The sequence below is a fragment of the Shimazuella sp. NTD250 genome (assembly GCF_059510375.1).
Genome location: NZ_JCAJZS010000001.1, coordinates 805,165 through 820,760, shown reverse-complemented (window position 1 = coordinate 820,760; position 15,596 = coordinate 805,165). Strand labels below are relative to the sequence as shown.

The following is a 15,596-nucleotide window of genomic DNA, read 5'->3' as shown; positions in this document are numbered from 1 at the left end:
TTCTGGCTTTGGTGTAGGTGTTTTTAGGATAAAAATAAAGTAAATCAAGTAAATGGCTATTTGTTGTTAATAAAATATAGGGTAATATGAGGATAAGCAGTGTAATAAGGCTCAGGAAGGGAAACAGTTGTGCATCGTGTGAGTCTGTTCTCGCTCAACAAGACCAAGAAGCTTACCTTGGTCATCCATCTCTGTTCGTTCCTACTCTGGCTGCGTCTCATCGTGTTGCTCTATGTCGATGTGCAGATGTGGAAGAAAAGAGGTGCCTCCTGTTTCGGGTGGATTTTCATCGTCGCCCTGATGGGGGTTGCCACTATGGTAATCACCATTTGCACCGACTTTTTGCCGGACAATTTCGGTAAACTTCTCTTTTGGTCCATTGCTTTTTTCTACGTTTTTGGGCTCATTCCCTACAGCATCTACCGTCAGGAGAAGCTGAAGAGGAGACTTGCCAGCCTGAAGGTGCAGAAGAAGGAGATCGCTGCAAAGAAGAGAGACCGCACAACGGCAGGACAAGAGAAAGCGTCAGCTTTGAGAGTGCAGGAGCGGAGCGATCCTCAGGGAACGAATATGAAATTGGTGTTCGCTTAAACAGAAAGTGAATCACGAGCACATTGTGTTTCTCCTTCTGGGTTGTGTGCTGCTGACGGATTATCCTGATTCGTCGCCAGCACACCAGCACATAAAGATAGGTGAAATAGATAAAAGAACACATCTTTTTTGAGAAGTGTTCTTAATGTTTGTTTATTTGGATGTTTTATAAAAAGAAGTCTGCCAGAGTTCATCTAATCCAATTTGCAAAATCTCTTTGCTATAATCGTATAATTGTGCAATAGGCTGTCCCTCTTCCACATGATCCAAAGTAAAACTCGTGATCAAATCACTTTCCGCTATCACATTTTGGGTTTCCTCTCGTAATTCATCAGGACAACGAAAGTGAAATTGCGTATAGTCCACATCGGATTCTTCATTCCACCAGTTGGTATATAACATCCAAGCATCAGGATATTCTGGATGAAAGGCAAAGTATTGCGTTACCACCATCATATCTTCTCGATCGTTTGATTCAAGGTGAAGTTCTTTTTTTGCATAAAAGAAGAAATTTACTTGATTCGCAGCGATTTCATGTACTGCTACATACCGATTGACAAACCCTAGTTGATAGGCAAGGTTTAAAAATTTATTTCTATCCCAACGTATAAAGATGGCATCATTCCAATCGTCATCATGGAAGAAATGGGTGAGATGGCTTGTATCTGTTTGGAAGTCTGTTGACCTCGGTGGCAGAGCAGCTTCAGGAATAGGCTGTCCCGCCTCTATAAGAGCTGTTTCCATCGTAGCGATTGTCTTCGTTTGTCGATTAAATACAGCCCATGTGTAAGGGGACAGGCCAACTCCATCTTTGGAAGTACAGTCGGCACCATGTTCAATCAAGCCCTTTACGATATTCACATAACCTCGTTTGCTCGCTTGGAGAAGCGGAGTAACATTTTGCTTATTTGGTCTATTGATGTCAGCTCCAAGTTCAACTAAACACTCGATAATCAATTGATTACCCATGTCTATCGCTTTAATAAGCGGTGTTTCATCTATTTCGCTTATATTGTTTAAGAAATCAGGACGATGTTGGACCAGCGTTTTGATGATTTTTGGATATTCCGCTGTAGTTTGATCTACTCTTCTGATTGCGTCGTGAATAATAGATTTTTTTTCTAACGGAGCTCCTAATTTAATGAGTTCTTGTAAAATCGCATTATTACCTACGTTAACTACTGCTTCCCAGCATGCCTGATCGAGTTGATCAGGAGTAGCTATTGCGCCGTATTTATGCAGTGCTTGAACAGTAGCAGCATTGTATGCACAGCGATATAGGGAAACACCACTGTGTACATTTGGATTTGCTCCATGTTGCAAGAGAAGATCAACAATGCGATGGTAGCCAATATATATTGCGTGATACAAAGGAGTTTTCTCCCAGTAATCTGCTTGGAAATCTTCATGATTTAGTCGATTTGGGTCCACTCCAGACGAAAGCATATATCGAATAGCTGATTCTTTTCCTTGTTTTGCAGCATCATATAAGGAGATATGTAACAAATCATCTTCTAAGCCTCTTCGGGCGTTCTGTCTTGATTTCACAAATACATCACAAGTTGCTGGTGTCAAAGCGAGCTGATATGGCTTTTGTCCCCATTTGTTTTCCGCGTCTGCGTTTGCTCCATTTTGTAAGTAGGTTGCAATCGCTTCTGTAAACCCTTCATATGCTGCTAAATGTAATGGTGTATTGCCCCATTCATCTGTGCTGAGGACAGACAATCCTTGTTCGATGAGATACGAGGTCATCTCTTTTGTTTTACTAAAATAAAATAACGTGATGCCGTCTGATGTTTTTTGCTTCAAATGTACAGGAAACTCTTGTAATCTTTCTTTTACTTTCTCTAAATCATTGTTTCTCACTAAGTTACAAGTCGTTTGAAATTCTTTGTCTTGTTGGTCGATATGTCGGATAAATAAGATAAGTAGCACTCCTTTGTATTGGGGTAAATACATTATTATTTTGAAGGTTCGTTTTTCATTTTACAAGAAAAGCGAACTTTTTTTATAGGATCGTTCTCTCAAATGGGAAAAGTATTCGCTGACTATTGGAAATGTATAACCATTTTTCGTTTCGGTGAATATATCTTTTGAGTGTGTGATGTCTATGACAATGGAGGTTAATATCTTGGACGGTCAGATCCCTATCTACCCAGAACCTTACTGGAGAGATCCAAATCCTTTTCCTGGGTTTCCTAGTCTAGAGGAAGATTTGAAGACAGATGTAGTTGTGGTCGGAGCAGGAATTGCTGGTATTACAACAGCATATCTGCTTGCCAAAGAAGGGAAAAATATCATACTTGTAGATGCTGGAAGAGTGGGGAATGGAACTACAGGACACACCACAGCAAAAATAACCGCTCAGCACGATGTGATTTATGATGAGTTGATTCAGCATTTTGGTACAGTTCAAGCAGAATCGTATTATTTAGCAAATACATCTGCTAAAAAATTTATCGAAGATACGATCCATCAGCTTGCGATTGATTGCGATTTTAAACAAGATGACGCCTATCTCTATACGATAGATGATGCCAATAAAGCAAAATTGGAAACAGAAGCCAAAGCTTACCAAACATTAGGGATCAAAGGTTCCTACATCGATAAACTGCCATTGGAATTAGGGGAAAAAGCAGGATTGATGATGCCCAGCCAAGCGAGATTTCATCCGCTGCGCTATTTACAAAAATTATTAGATGAATTTGTGTCTTTTGGTGGAAAAGTTTTTGAAAATACGACAGTTGTAGATATAGAAGAAGGTCAGCATCCTATCGTTATTACTCGTGAAAATTTAAAAATCACTTGTGAGGATGTTGTTTTGTGTACCCACTTTCCTTGCTACGATAAAGGGGCGTTTTTTGCTAGACTTCATGCAGAACGTTCCTATGTTCTAGCAATAAAACCAGAAAAGGTTTACCCAGGTGGGATGTACTTATCGATCGATTCTCCAGCAACCCGTTCCCTTCGAGAAGTCGCGATTAATGGAGAACCGCATGTTTTAGTTGGAGGTCAGTCACACAAGACTGGTAAAGGTGTTTGTACGATGCAGCACTATGAGATATTGGAACAATTTGCCCGTGATACCCTTGGAATGAAAGAGTATCTGTATCGCTGGTCCGCCCAAGACTTGATTACACTTGATAATGTTCCTTACATTGGGCGAATGACAAAAAAACACCGCAACATTTATATAGCAACTGGATTTCGCAAATGGGGAATGTCTCATAGTACTGTCTCTGCGTTATTGATTACCGATTTGATCATGGAACGGCCTAATCCTTATGAAGCGTTGTATACACCATCACGTTTCCAAGCAGATCCAAGTCTTCGTAACGTAGTTGTGCAAAATCTAAATGTTGCAGGAACACTCCTTGCAGGTAAAGTAGGTTTAACCTTTAAAGAGCCTAAAGATTTAGCGAAAGATGAAGGCGCAGTTGTAATGGTGGACGGACAACGATGTGGAGCATACCGAGATACAGATGGAGATCTTCATATTGTTGATTCCACCTGTACCCATTTGGGTTGTGAAGTGGAATGGAACCATGGCGATCGTACATGGGACTGCCCTTGTCATGGATCTCGTTTCTCTACAGATGGAGAAGTCATCGAAGGACCAGCAGAAAGACCGCTAGGCAAAGTTGCATTAGAAGTAGAGCAAAGATAATGGAACCAGACCAGTTCCGAAATTGATTGTTTAGATAAAAAAATAGTATTCCATCATAAAATTAATGAAAGCGCTTATCACCTCTCTGTAGTTTTGATATGATAGGGAAACAGGCCATTTTATATACAAAAGAAAGGTCACTGATGAGCAGAAAGCTTGTAGCCAATGTTTTTATCATCGATCGAAGGGGTCCCGATGGGAACTTTCTCGATGATTGGACAAAGTGGCGGGTGCTGATTCTTCAGAGGAAGCCAGATGATTATAAGGGAGTAGAATCTCGCCAAGGTCTGGGGCTGGTCAGCGGCAGAGTATTTTCGGTGATGTGGGAAATTTCCAAGAACAACAGTGACTTGATGTTCAAAGAACACCGAGACTTTGTCGAAGTCAATGTCAACAAGGATGAGTTTTCCTCGGAAGTTTTCCAAGCCAGTAAAGCTGTTAAGGTTAAGTTTTTCGTCAAGCGAAGGATGCTAAACAAGACTGGCATCCCACGTGCCAGAGAGGTTATTCCTCAATTGATCAAGCGTAAGACCCAGCTGGATGTTGCTCAATCTTCGCTTCTCTTTGTGACTTACAGGAAGCTTGATCTGGCTCCTGGCAGGGTTGTCATCTACGTTATAGACAAGCCTGGTGGCGATCCTAAGTTTCCTTATCATGAATGTGCCTATTGGCTAGAACTTGGGAAAATCAGAGACTGGTTTGAAATTGGAAATGTGAAAACACGCCTTCCTAATTGGATTCGGCGTGGAGCTCTTCAGGCTGCTAAGGTTCTGGAGGAATCTTTGGTGTCTTAGAGAGTCCGGGTGGTAGATGAGTATGGCTACCGCCCGGAGCGCAATCATATATATGTTAACCATTTGGAGCAGGTGACGTGCCTGCTCTTTCATTTTCTTTTGCAAATAAAGAATAAGATAGACCGGGCAGATAAGACTAAACGTATCATGAAAAACATTCATCATATATCTAAATGGAAGAATGGCAGTTTTTGTTCCTCGATTCTCTTTATTGTTGGTCTTGGTTTTGGAATATGGCTTCAGGGAACAGTATATGCGGATGAAATGGAGGACCTTGGTCCACAAGTTTACGATTTGACACTTTATGAGTCTGCTTTTGGCAAAGATGTAAAGGGCAGACCTGTCGTATATGCGCCGATTGTTGGCAATCCTAGCAAATTGGTCATCGCAGATTTGAAAACAAGGAAAGTTCAAAAGGTCATACCTATTCCCGGAGCAAAAGGAATATGGACTGTTACCATATCAACAGACGGGAAAGTATGGCTGGGGTCATATAGCAATGGTCATGTCTATCGCTATGATCCAATTACAGAAGTTTTGACAGATATGGGTGTATCTCCATCTGGCAGCAATGTCCTCTATGGGCTTGACCCAGGCAAAGATGGAACTGTATATGGCGGTTCTTATGGTGCTGCAAAAGTTTTTGCTTATAATGTAGCCGGGAAATCGTATGATCTAGGGTCGGTATTTCCAGATGTGTATGCTAGAGATCTGGCATTAGATGCTGAAAATGATGTGCTCTTTGCAGGAGTTGGTGCAATTCGGGCAAATGTAGTTCGATTCAATCTGAGGACAGGAGAAAAAAGACCGATCTTACCAGTGGAGTATCAGACAGATTCTTTCGCTTATGATCTCGATTTTGTTGCCGGTAGATTATTTGTCAAATTAGAACCGTCTTTTCGTGAGGTATTGTTGGACCCTGTAACGGGTAAACCCGATATGGTGACAAATGGATTGACCAAGCAGCAACAAGAGTTTTTTTCGATTGGTTCACGTGGTGTATCTCCACTTGCACCAGATGGGCAATCCGTTTATTTCTCCTATAAGTATCAACTTTATCGGTTTGATACGACCACCAAAACCTATGCGCCTGTTCCTGGTGCATCCCTTGCAAATAATGTGATCAGTTGGGGCTGGGAAGAATTTGATGAACCCGGTTATCCTGGCAAATCATTAGTTGGAATGATTGGTAACTACGATGGTAGAGTTTTTCGTTATAATCCGACCACAGGAAATCATGAAGAGTATACGCTTCCTTTTCCACCACAGCCGCTTGATCTTTACCATGTTATTGCAGGACCAGATAGAAAATTGTATTCCAGTGCTTATATCAATGGGTCACTTGGGATTTATGATACAGAAACAGGCAAACACAGTCAGTTTCCTGGTCTAGGTCAAGTAGAAGGTTGGGTATGGGATCGTGATAAGTTATATGTTGGAACATATCCAGAAGGGAAAATATTAGAATATGATCCCAAGCAAACTTGGCGGGTAAAAGAAAATCCGGTGATGCTCTTTCATTTAAAAGAATATGAGCAAATCAGACCGTTGTCTCTTGTTGCTTTCCATCACAAGCTATACGTCGGGACTCGATCCGAATATGGGACATGGGGCGGGGCGCTAACCGTCTATGACCTCGTGAAAAAAGACAAACCAAATGTGTTCCGTAATATCGTTCCCAATCAAACGATCACCACTCTTGCAGCAAAAAATAACCGCATATGGGTAGGTACGAGCATCGAAGGCGGAGACGCGACAACCCCAAAGGAATCAGAAGCAGTATTATTTGAATTTGATCCAAATACAAATACAAAAGTCGCTGAGTACTCTCCGTTAGTCAAAGGTATACCACTAAGAATCAGTGGCTTGACAGTAGGTCCTGATGGAATGCTGTGGGGAATATCCGACGGGATATTGTTTCAGTTTGATCCTGTAAAGAGGCAAGCAGTACGACAGGCACCTCTTGTTCGAGGGGCAAGCTCGACAGGTACTTCGATGGTATTTCATCCAAATGGATACCTCTATGTTACAGTAGATGGAAGCTTATTCAAGATCGATCCAAAAACGTGGAAAAGGTGGCGAATTCCCTATAAAACCAATCTATATCGATTGGTGAGAATTGGTAATGATTTGTATATGAAAGCTGGCCCAAAGGTGAACATTGGGGTAAATCTCGTAAAATATAAACCGGAAGAGTAGGGTATAAACCCTGCTCTTTTTTATATTTTCTAACATGGGTTGCCCTTCCCATGCATAAAAGTAGTAAAGAGCTGTATGGAATGGGGGGAGAGAAGTGACAGCAGCGGGGGTTCGAATAATTCATGCGAGTACAGATATGGGCGAGTTTGATGTGTATGTCAACGATGCTTTATGTACGAAAGGGCTGCCTTTTACAGCGATCACCCAATATATGAGACTTCCTGCCGGAGACAATTGGGTAGAGGTATATCGAGTAGGAGATCAGAGCAAAGCCATTCATCGACGGATGATATCGGTACGAGGAAATAAGTGCTATACCGTCTGTTTGCAGCCAAAAAAAATATTTGTTGTAGAAGACAGTCTCCTATCGAAAAATCGTTCTTCTGGGCCTTATTTGCGATTTATTCATTTTTTAACAAAAGGACCTAATATGGATTTGGTAAACATTAGTGGTTCTTGCTTCTTTTCAAACAATAGCTATATGAGTGTGAGTCCTTATCGCGCGGTCACTCCTCAGACTACAAACTTTTCGTTAAGGGTATCTGGTACACGCAACATCTTATTTCATTCGCCTATTTATCGCTTAGAATCGAACCATACTTATTCTGTCTATGTCATGGGAACTTCCCCTGATTTCGATCTGCATGTTCTGATTGTTCCTGATCGGGAGAGCCATCTCCATAGAGAAAGGAAACATACAGGAAAAGAAGGATGAAAAAGATATGTATATGAAAAGAGAGGCTTCTACTTGTCAGATACTGCATGCTTGTACATTACTCCCGACACCAATAGATATATATGTAAACGAAATGAAATGTGTTCATTCCCTCAGGTTTGGTGAAATAACAGTGTCTTTTGAAGTGATGAGCCCATTTCCGACTATAAAGATTACTTCGTCTATGCAGCCAGAGCGAGTGTTATGGGAATCTCAAGTTGAACTTCCAGATGCAGATCATTTTACATTAGCGATTACGGAAAATCGTCATACTCCACGACTTTCGCTTTTTCGGGATGACGTGTCGCCAGTTACAGGCAGAACAAAGCTGCGAATGATTCAATTATCACCAGACATAGAGCCTGTCAGTATTGCCAATGAACGGCAAGTGTTGTTTTCTAATGTCGCATTTGGAGAGGCGCGTTTTCTAACGTTATCGCCATATACTTCAGCCCTGCAAGTTTGTTTTACACCTAACAATGAGCTGATTTACCGTGTACCTGAGTTGGCTTTCCAACCGGGAGAATCATATACCTTGTTTACAGTAGGAAAAAAACATCAGAAGCCGAAATTTCAACTTTTACTTTTGAAGTCCAATAAGGAGGCAGATAACATTGTGGAGAGATGAGCTGGAAAAAGTGACACAATACTACTTTTTGGCAAACTACTACCAAGAAGTAGACAAGGAAAAATATGAAAAATATACCGAAGCTTATCACCATCACTTAAAAAAGTACGAGGAATCATTCATACAAAGTAGTACTCATGAACAAACGATTCCAGTGCAGGCGAGAAGGGCAAGAATTCGTTTTTTACATGCAGCAGTAGTAGCTGCCAGGCAACCAGTAGATGTACATATTGATGGGAGATATGCAGCGACGATTACATATTTGACAGTTAATCCCCATATTCCCCTTAAAGCAGGAAAACATACGGTTACTCTGTATCCAACAAGACAAACTACCAATCCAATTTGGCAGCAAGAGATTACAGTGGATAGTGGAAAACGATATTTATTTGTAGTTGCCAATAAAAGTAAAAAACCCACTGATGGTGTGCAGCTGATTCGTTATGAAGAGACGGATACGATTCCCGCCAATAAAGCGAAGATTCGTTTTATTCATCTCTCCCCTGATGCACCATCGCTAGATTTGGTGGAACGACAGCAAAATATCTCTTTCTCAGATGTTCCCTATAAAGAACACACCCCATATGCAGTAGCAAATCCAGGTAGGACAAATATACAAGTAAGAGTGACAGGAACACAAAACAACATCGCTGCAATTGCTTTTGATACAACCAAAGATCATGCTTACACGCTAATTGCTGCTGGCAATGCGAACAATCTATATTGGTTATTGTTATTAGACCGTTAGGAAAGAAGCAGACAATAAAAAATAAGCTACCGCATCGTAGCTTATTTTTTTCGGCGGTCAAATTCGTTTACGAGATCATTGACAAACTTGCCCATCGCGCCCACAAATGAAGATCGGCCATGAGCATCTTTTCTTTGTTCCCTTCCATCAACCAAAGTGGATAAGGTTTGTTGTAAATAAGATTTTAATTTTCCAAGGTTTTCGAGAAGATGCATAGGAAGAATAATTTCATGTTGTTTATGTTTACTTCCGAAAAATGAATAAATGGTAAGGTCAACTAAAAGTCTTATCTGATTAGGGTCTAATGCGACAATAAAGGACATGCGTTCTAACTTGTCAAATAAAAAAGTAGTAGGAGTAAAAATAAATTCTTGTGTGACACCATTAAATAAACGTGAATCAGCTTGTTCTTGAAAACCCAATTGTTCCAGTGCTAACAAGGCTTGTCTTAGGTCGAAGGAGGGGATAACAATAATTTCATCACGGTCTGAAGCATCTATTCCACCTTGTATGTCTAAATGGGTGGAAAGATAGAAAGAAGCGGTTGGACTTGTGATTAACAAGTCTTCTGGTATCGGCAGTTCAAAAGGAACCACTCTTTGTTGTCCAGGTTGGATGGCGAAGGATGCTTGGTATGGGATGACAGCAATCAGATGAGTGATTTTTTTGTTATCTTTTGTCGTTAATTCAAAATAAAGTTCCACTTCAATTTTATTGATCACTTGTTCCACTGTGCCACCCTGTAAAACGAGTTCTCCTTTTACTTGACCGCCTAGCGGGACTTCAGCTTGATATAGAACAAGATCTATCTTTGCTGCTCCCTTTCCTAATATGGCCATCATTTTCTTAAACATGGTAAATCCCCATCCTTGTCAAACGCTATGTACTTAGTTTACCATATACAGTGGCGTTTTTCCTGTGCAAGGAAAAGAGGAGACACCATTTTCAAACAAGTAAATTCTGTGATAATGTGGTGATTAATGGGTGTAACATGTGATTTTCGTGTATAATAGACAAGAATACATCCAAGTTAAGTAGCAACATTTTATGACGATTTAGCATTAGTTCACCATTCATAACATGAAAAATATTATAGTATGGAGTGAAGATCATTATCAAAAGGTGAGGAGGTTTTGTTGGAAAATGAATGAATCTTTTCTGGACTCATCTGCTCTACTTATTTTTTCCATGAGTATTTCATTTGTATTAGCAACTTTGTATATTCGGGAGCGAATCAAGAATTCATCCAAATCATAAATGGATACCTTGCCTGTAGGGCAAGGTTTTTTTTCGCAGGGATTGGAAGAAATCAAAAAAAGGCGGGATTCCCGCCAAATGATGGTTTAGCATCCACAACCGCCGTGATGATGAGTAGAAGAGGATTCCCGACGATAAGAAGAGGATTCGCGACGAGGATCGCAAGGATCATAGCGACGAGAGTCACGATGTCTCCATTGCTCCTTGCACCATTTCATATACATTCTGAGCATTTGCATTTCATAACGATGACACATTTTCATATGGCGATACATGTGATGTAACATTTTTGGATCACATGGGACAGCACAGTGATGTTTATGATGGTGTCTGTAATGATGTTTTGGTGGATGGTACGGTGCTTGATAAGGTGGTTGGTAAGGTGGATATGTTGGTCTGGGTATTGGCATTGGCATTGCTTTTTTAGGAGGCATTGGTGGTAATACAGGCTTTACAGGTGGTCTTTGTTCCACGTTAATCACAATCCCTTCTGTTCTGATGACACGATATCGTATGTATGCCCCTAAGCAAATGTACCAGTTCTATTTGCCCAACTTTTGGGATATTCGTTTGCAACCTCATTTGGATTCGATATAATAGTTGTGACGATTGGGAGGGTTTTTAGATGGAAGTGAAAAAGATAACTCCACGTGGCTATTGCTATGGGGTTGTGGATGCTATGGTACTTGCCAGACAAGCAGCACAAGACCTAGACTTACCGCGTCCTATTTATATTTTGGGTATGATTGTGCACAACAAGCATGTTGTTGATGCTTTTACGGACGAAGATATTATTACGTTAGATGGCCCAAATCGCTTGGAGATTCTAGAGAAAATAGATAAAGGTACTGTTATTTTTACCGCACACGGGGTTTCCCCAGAAGTTCGCAGACGCGCTCGTGAACGTGGGCTGACAATCGTGGACGCTACTTGTCCAGATGTGACCAAAACCCATGATCTCATCCGAGAAAAAGTAGCGGAAGGCTATGAGATCATTTACGTTGGGAAACAAGGTCATCCAGAACCAGAAGGTGCACAGGGAGTAGCACCAGGCCATGTGCATTTGGTCGAAAATGAAAAAGACATCGAGGATCTGACATTGACAAATGCTAAATTACTTGTGACGAACCAAACTACCATGAGTCAATGGGATACCAAACACTTGATGAATAAAGTGCTAGAAAAGTTCCCAAAAGTAGAGATTCACAATGAAATTTGCCTCGCTACCCAAGAACGCCAAGAGGCAGTAGCCCAGCAAGCAATAGGAACCGATTTGGTTATCGTAGTGGGAGATCCGATGAGCAACAACTCCAACCGTTTAGCCCAAGTATCCCTAGATATCGCTGGAGTCCCTGCTTATCGAGTAGGAGATGTCAGCGAAATTCAACTCGATTGGCTGGAAGGGAAAAACTTGATCGGAGTGACTGCTGGTGCTTCTACCCCAACACCAATCACCAGAGAAGTCATCCAGTTTTTAGAACAGTACGACCCACAAGAAGAATCAACTTGGGAGCGAAAACGTACAGTAAATCCGAAAAAGATTCTTCCGCCAGTGAAAAAGAAAAAAGGTATTTCCCCGCAAAAATAAGCCCATTTGGGCTTTTTTTCGTTTAGGGAATATGATTTCTGGAAAAAAACATTTACAAACATACATTCTGATGTTAGAATTGTCCAAAATTAATCATTCTAAAAAATTCCAATCCTTCCAGTCGTAACACGATATCGAAGAGGGATTTTTGAGTGATATAATGATTATAATAAGAGGACGATGGTAATGGACGTATTAGACCCAAAGGTAGATTTTGTATTTAAAAAGATTTTTGGCAGTGAAGAAAATAAAGATGTACTTCTGTCTTTTCTAAACGATACACTAAAAGAAACAAAACAACAGCCGCTCACTCATATTATCCTTGTCAATCCATATCTTGACACAACAATGGTGAAAGACAAATTATCCATATTAGATGTGCGAGCGGTGACTGCCGATGGAAAACAAATCAATTTAGAAATTCAGCTTTTCAATAAATACGATATCCAAAAACGCACATTATTTTACTGGTCGAAAATGTATGGTGAGCAATTGAAGAAAGGGCAACCTTATGGAGACCTGAAGAAAACTATAACGATCAATATCTTAAACTTCCGTGTGATACGAAATGACCGCTATCACAGCATTTTCCACTTGCGTGAAGATCATACACAGCACATTTTAACGGATGATATCGAGATTCATTTTTTGGAACTGCCTAAACTAGTTAGTTCTAGTAATTCGTCAGATCATCTCGTTCGTTGGCTTTCTTTTTTAAAAGAAGTCGATAAGAGTAAATGGGAGGAGTTGGCAATGGATAAGCCTGAATTAAAAAAAGCAATGGCTGCATTGGAGTATTTAAGCCAAGATGAAGAAGCGCGTATGTTATATGAAATGAGAATGAAAGCGTTAATGGATGAACGCTCTGCATTGGATAAAGCTGAGAAACGTGGAGAAAAAAAAGGATTAGAAAAGGGACTAGAACAGGGAATAGAAAAAGGAAAGATAGAGATAATTAAAAACATGTTAAAATTTGGAGTTTCTATATCAGTATTAGCAAAAGCAAATGATTTAACAGAAGAAGAAGTTCTTAAAATTAAAGAGAGTATGAAGTAATCATTGCCATTTTTTTGTTGGATTAGTTTGGATTCATCAATATGATTAAGCCCTTTTGGGGAAAAAGGTGGAGTGTTTAAGTCCAGAGCAAGAAGCACGTATATTAGATCAAATGGGGGAGAGAGCGTTAATGAATGAAATTTCTGCTTTAGATTACGCTGAGAAACGTGGATATGAGAAAGGATTGGAAATAGGGAAGAGATTGGGGGAAGAAAAGATCATCAAGAAAATGATACTACTGGGAGTAGGTGAATCATTTATAGCAGAAGTAACAGATTTAACATATGAGGAAGTCCTAAAATTCGAAGAAAATATGGAATAGCTACATCAATTTGTATTAAATCGAACAAGAAAAATTATCTAAAGTTAAATGAATCGATACAATTTTGATAAGGAACGAAAGAGAAATGAACTAATTCCTTTAATCTGAATATTGAATTTGCTATAATCACAGTAAGCATTCTTCTTACAGGAGAAGAATCATGGAACCTGGAGAGGAGGTTACATGGTCGGTAAGTGTGAGCTTTGCTCCGCGGAAAATGTAGAGCTTGTCCCCTTCTACTCGAAGCACTATTGCATCGAGTGCAAGTTGGAGAGAGAAGTGCGAGAAGAGTACTTGGACAACGTCGAGGACCCGTATGCGGAAGATGCGTACTGGGCGGCAGTCGATGCAGAAGATGACTTCGACGATGACGAGTACTACGACTACTACTACGACGAAGACTAATCCAGCGTAATACCTGGACTCCTCGGTTCCTGCCCCGTGGTGTGACGGGGCACCGCAATTATTTCAATATATATTTTCTATCATGACAAACTCCTATTGAGACAAGGGAGTTTGTTTTGTGTTAAGAGAGGAATATAGTTTTCGTACTTACGGAATTTCATACTCTATCCAGCAAAAAACGTTTGGCGACTGGAATCACTCTTAGATTTAACTAAGCTTTTGTGTGATTTCAGTCGCCGTATTCTCACTCTAGAAGAGCGGAATCTATCGTTTTACGTGGACCTCTTTTGATCTTATCGAAGATCACATGATCTTATCATCAGCTTTAATGCTGTTTTTTCTCTGCTTCTTCATTTACTGGGCTTATAGGTGAGAACTTGACAAAGGGGAGGACAACCAGACTAACGAGGACAATAGGAATGCCCAAAAGCCAAAATGTCCGGTCATCTGCTCCTGTGATCATTGCAAGCATAGATGCCATCAAGGTACCCAGAGTTGATACGAGCTGGAGAGCTCCGGTGTGGGCAGCATGGTGCTGTGTGTTTTGCTTGACAAGGGTCCACAGTGAGTTGTTGATGGCTCCGTAGCTCGTTCCTGCGATCACTACGCTGATGATGAGCCAAGGTGATTGAGACGGATCATAAGCGGCCACTCCGAGTCCCATCGCCAAAGTGACGATACCGATCATGATAATCGTTTTGTTGTCCCGCCATTTAGACAGTTTTTCTGCTGCTACCCATTGTCCAAATGGGTTAGCGACAAGCATGATGATTGGGATGGAACCAGCTAGGAGCGGCTCTTTGATGAACAAGACTCCGTATGACAAGATCATGAATCCAGCCATCGTATTTCCGATGCATGACAGGTACCATCCTACGAGTTGTCCCACCACTTTAAGATGATGGAGACTTGTCCCTGAAGATTGTTTTACCCATTGTCGGGGGTTCATTTTTGCCTTGGTTTGTTTCCTCCGTTGCTGTTTGCTGTCTTGTGGGATATTCCAGACAGCCTTTAGCGTGAGTAAACTCATTCCGCAGGAAATTCCAGTCCAAACCCACAAGAAACCGGACCAGGATTCCAACAATTGAAACTGAAGGAAGCTGAGAACAATGCCAACAGATGAACCAATGCCCCATACGATCGCATTGTTTGTCATTCCTTCTTGAGTTTTGCTATCAGGCAAAGTTGAGGCAAGGAGCGCGTTGATGCTGGAGCCGCCTACTACAGTCATGAAAAAAATGATCGGGTAGGCAATCAGAATAATCCATGTTGTATGATGGACGATTGACATCGTAATCAACCATGGTCCCAAGCACGACAAACCAAATGCGATCGATGCAATCTTCTTCGGACCGATTCTGTCTCCTAGAAATAGGAGAAACGCACTACTGATAAGGTAGGTAGCCGCTGTCCCAGTTTTTGTTTCAGGGATAGATCGTGCCATTCCTTGGATCTGGAGCAGCTTGGAAATGGAGCTGTATCCTACCAAGGATACAAAAATGCCATTGAAGAAAGTCGCTAATAGTACAGTAGGGTTGGCATGACTAAGCCATTTCGGCTGTTTCATCTTTCTCCTATTTCGAGTTGTTTCGTCAAGGTTGCTTTTTCAGCATTTCTCTCTTTGTA

15 protein-coding genes are annotated in these 15,596 nt (G+C 40.9%); 11 read left to right on the top strand and 4 right to left on the bottom strand.

Going from position 1 to position 15,596, the window contains the following annotated elements; genetic code table 11:
• Positions 1-129 precede the first annotated feature (129 nt).
• Complete coding sequence (locus AC5WOF_RS04400) at positions 130-591, top strand: hypothetical protein (protein WP_496048720.1); 462 nt, start codon at positions 130-132, stop codon at positions 589-591.
• Positions 592-744: 153 nt separating this feature from the next.
• Here AC5WOF_RS04400 and AC5WOF_RS04395 read toward each other — a convergent pair whose 3' ends face one another.
• The gene (locus AC5WOF_RS04395; protein ID WP_496048719.1) at positions 745-2,526 is read right to left on the bottom strand and encodes an ankyrin repeat domain-containing protein; all 1,782 of its coding nucleotides are present in this window, start codon (positions 2,524-2,526) and stop codon (positions 745-747) included.
• Between the two features lie 193 nt (positions 2,527-2,719).
• Between AC5WOF_RS04395 and AC5WOF_RS04390 the strand changes: the two genes are divergently transcribed.
• The 6 genes from AC5WOF_RS04390 to AC5WOF_RS04365 all read left to right on the top strand — a co-directional run bounded on the left by AC5WOF_RS04390 (position 2,720) and on the right by AC5WOF_RS04365 (position 9,342).
• On the top strand, positions 2,720-4,258 hold the full coding sequence (locus AC5WOF_RS04390; protein WP_496048826.1) for an FAD-dependent oxidoreductase: 1,539 nt from the start codon (positions 2,720-2,722) through the stop codon (positions 4,256-4,258).
• Between the two features lie 143 nt (positions 4,259-4,401).
• Entirely contained in the window at positions 4,402-5,052 is a 651-nt protein-coding gene (locus AC5WOF_RS04385) for a hypothetical protein (protein WP_496048718.1), read from the top strand.
• Positions 5,053-5,061: 9 nt separating this feature from the next.
• Positions 5,062-7,251, top strand: coding sequence for an NHL repeat-containing protein (locus AC5WOF_RS04380; RefSeq protein ID WP_496048717.1), 2,190 nt, complete (start codon positions 5,062-5,064; stop codon positions 7,249-7,251).
• Between the two features lie 94 nt (positions 7,252-7,345).
• Positions 7,346-7,966 (top strand): DUF4397 domain-containing protein, encoded by a 621-nt coding sequence (locus AC5WOF_RS04375; RefSeq protein WP_496048716.1) that lies wholly within the window; start codon positions 7,346-7,348, stop codon positions 7,964-7,966.
• Positions 7,967-7,973: 7 nt separating this feature from the next.
• Complete coding sequence (locus tag AC5WOF_RS04370) at positions 7,974-8,594, top strand: DUF4397 domain-containing protein (RefSeq protein WP_496048715.1); 621 nt, start codon at positions 7,974-7,976, stop codon at positions 8,592-8,594.
• Entirely contained in the window at positions 8,581-9,342 is a 762-nt protein-coding gene (locus tag AC5WOF_RS04365; protein WP_496048714.1) for a DUF4397 domain-containing protein, read from the top strand. The genes AC5WOF_RS04370 and AC5WOF_RS04365 overlap by 14 nt, the downstream gene beginning before the upstream one ends.
• Before the next feature lie 41 nt (positions 9,343-9,383).
• On the opposite strand, the gene AC5WOF_RS04360 is transcribed toward AC5WOF_RS04365, so the two are convergent.
• Positions 9,384-10,196, bottom strand: coding sequence for a sporulation protein (locus AC5WOF_RS04360; RefSeq protein ID WP_496048713.1), 813 nt, complete (start codon positions 10,194-10,196; stop codon positions 9,384-9,386).
• 489 nt (positions 10,197-10,685) lie between these two features.
• Positions 10,686-11,081 carry a hypothetical protein gene (locus AC5WOF_RS04355; RefSeq protein WP_496048712.1) on the bottom strand — a complete coding sequence of 132 codons (396 nt, stop codon included), beginning with the start codon at positions 11,079-11,081 and terminating at the stop codon, positions 10,686-10,688.
• A 143-nt stretch (positions 11,082-11,224) separates the two neighbouring features.
• Here AC5WOF_RS04355 and AC5WOF_RS04350 point away from each other — a divergent pair, with 143 nt between their 5' ends.
• The 4 genes from AC5WOF_RS04350 (at position 11,225) to AC5WOF_RS04335 (ending at position 13,970) form a co-directional block, all read left to right on the top strand.
• Positions 11,225-12,187, top strand: coding sequence for a 4-hydroxy-3-methylbut-2-enyl diphosphate reductase (locus tag AC5WOF_RS04350; protein ID WP_496048711.1), 963 nt, complete (start codon positions 11,225-11,227; stop codon positions 12,185-12,187).
• Positions 12,188-12,373: 186 nt separating this feature from the next.
• Positions 12,374-13,243, top strand: coding sequence for an Rpn family recombination-promoting nuclease/putative transposase (locus AC5WOF_RS04345; RefSeq protein WP_496048710.1), 870 nt, complete (start codon positions 12,374-12,376; stop codon positions 13,241-13,243).
• Between the two features lie 67 nt (positions 13,244-13,310).
• A complete protein-coding gene (locus AC5WOF_RS04340; protein ID WP_496048709.1) occupies positions 13,311-13,565 on the top strand; it encodes a hypothetical protein in 255 nt (84 codons plus the stop codon).
• Positions 13,566-13,748: 183 nt separating this feature from the next.
• Positions 13,749-13,970: a hypothetical protein gene (locus AC5WOF_RS04335; RefSeq protein ID WP_496048708.1), complete on the top strand. Its 222-nt coding sequence runs from the start codon at positions 13,749-13,751 to the stop codon at positions 13,968-13,970.
• A 325-nt stretch (positions 13,971-14,295) separates the two neighbouring features.
• Here the strand turns inward: AC5WOF_RS04335 and AC5WOF_RS04330 are convergent, their stop codons facing one another.
• On the bottom strand, positions 14,296-15,537 hold the full coding sequence (locus AC5WOF_RS04330; RefSeq protein ID WP_496048707.1) for an MFS transporter: 1,242 nt from the start codon (positions 15,535-15,537) through the stop codon (positions 14,296-14,298).
• Positions 15,538-15,596: the final 59 nt, after the last annotated feature.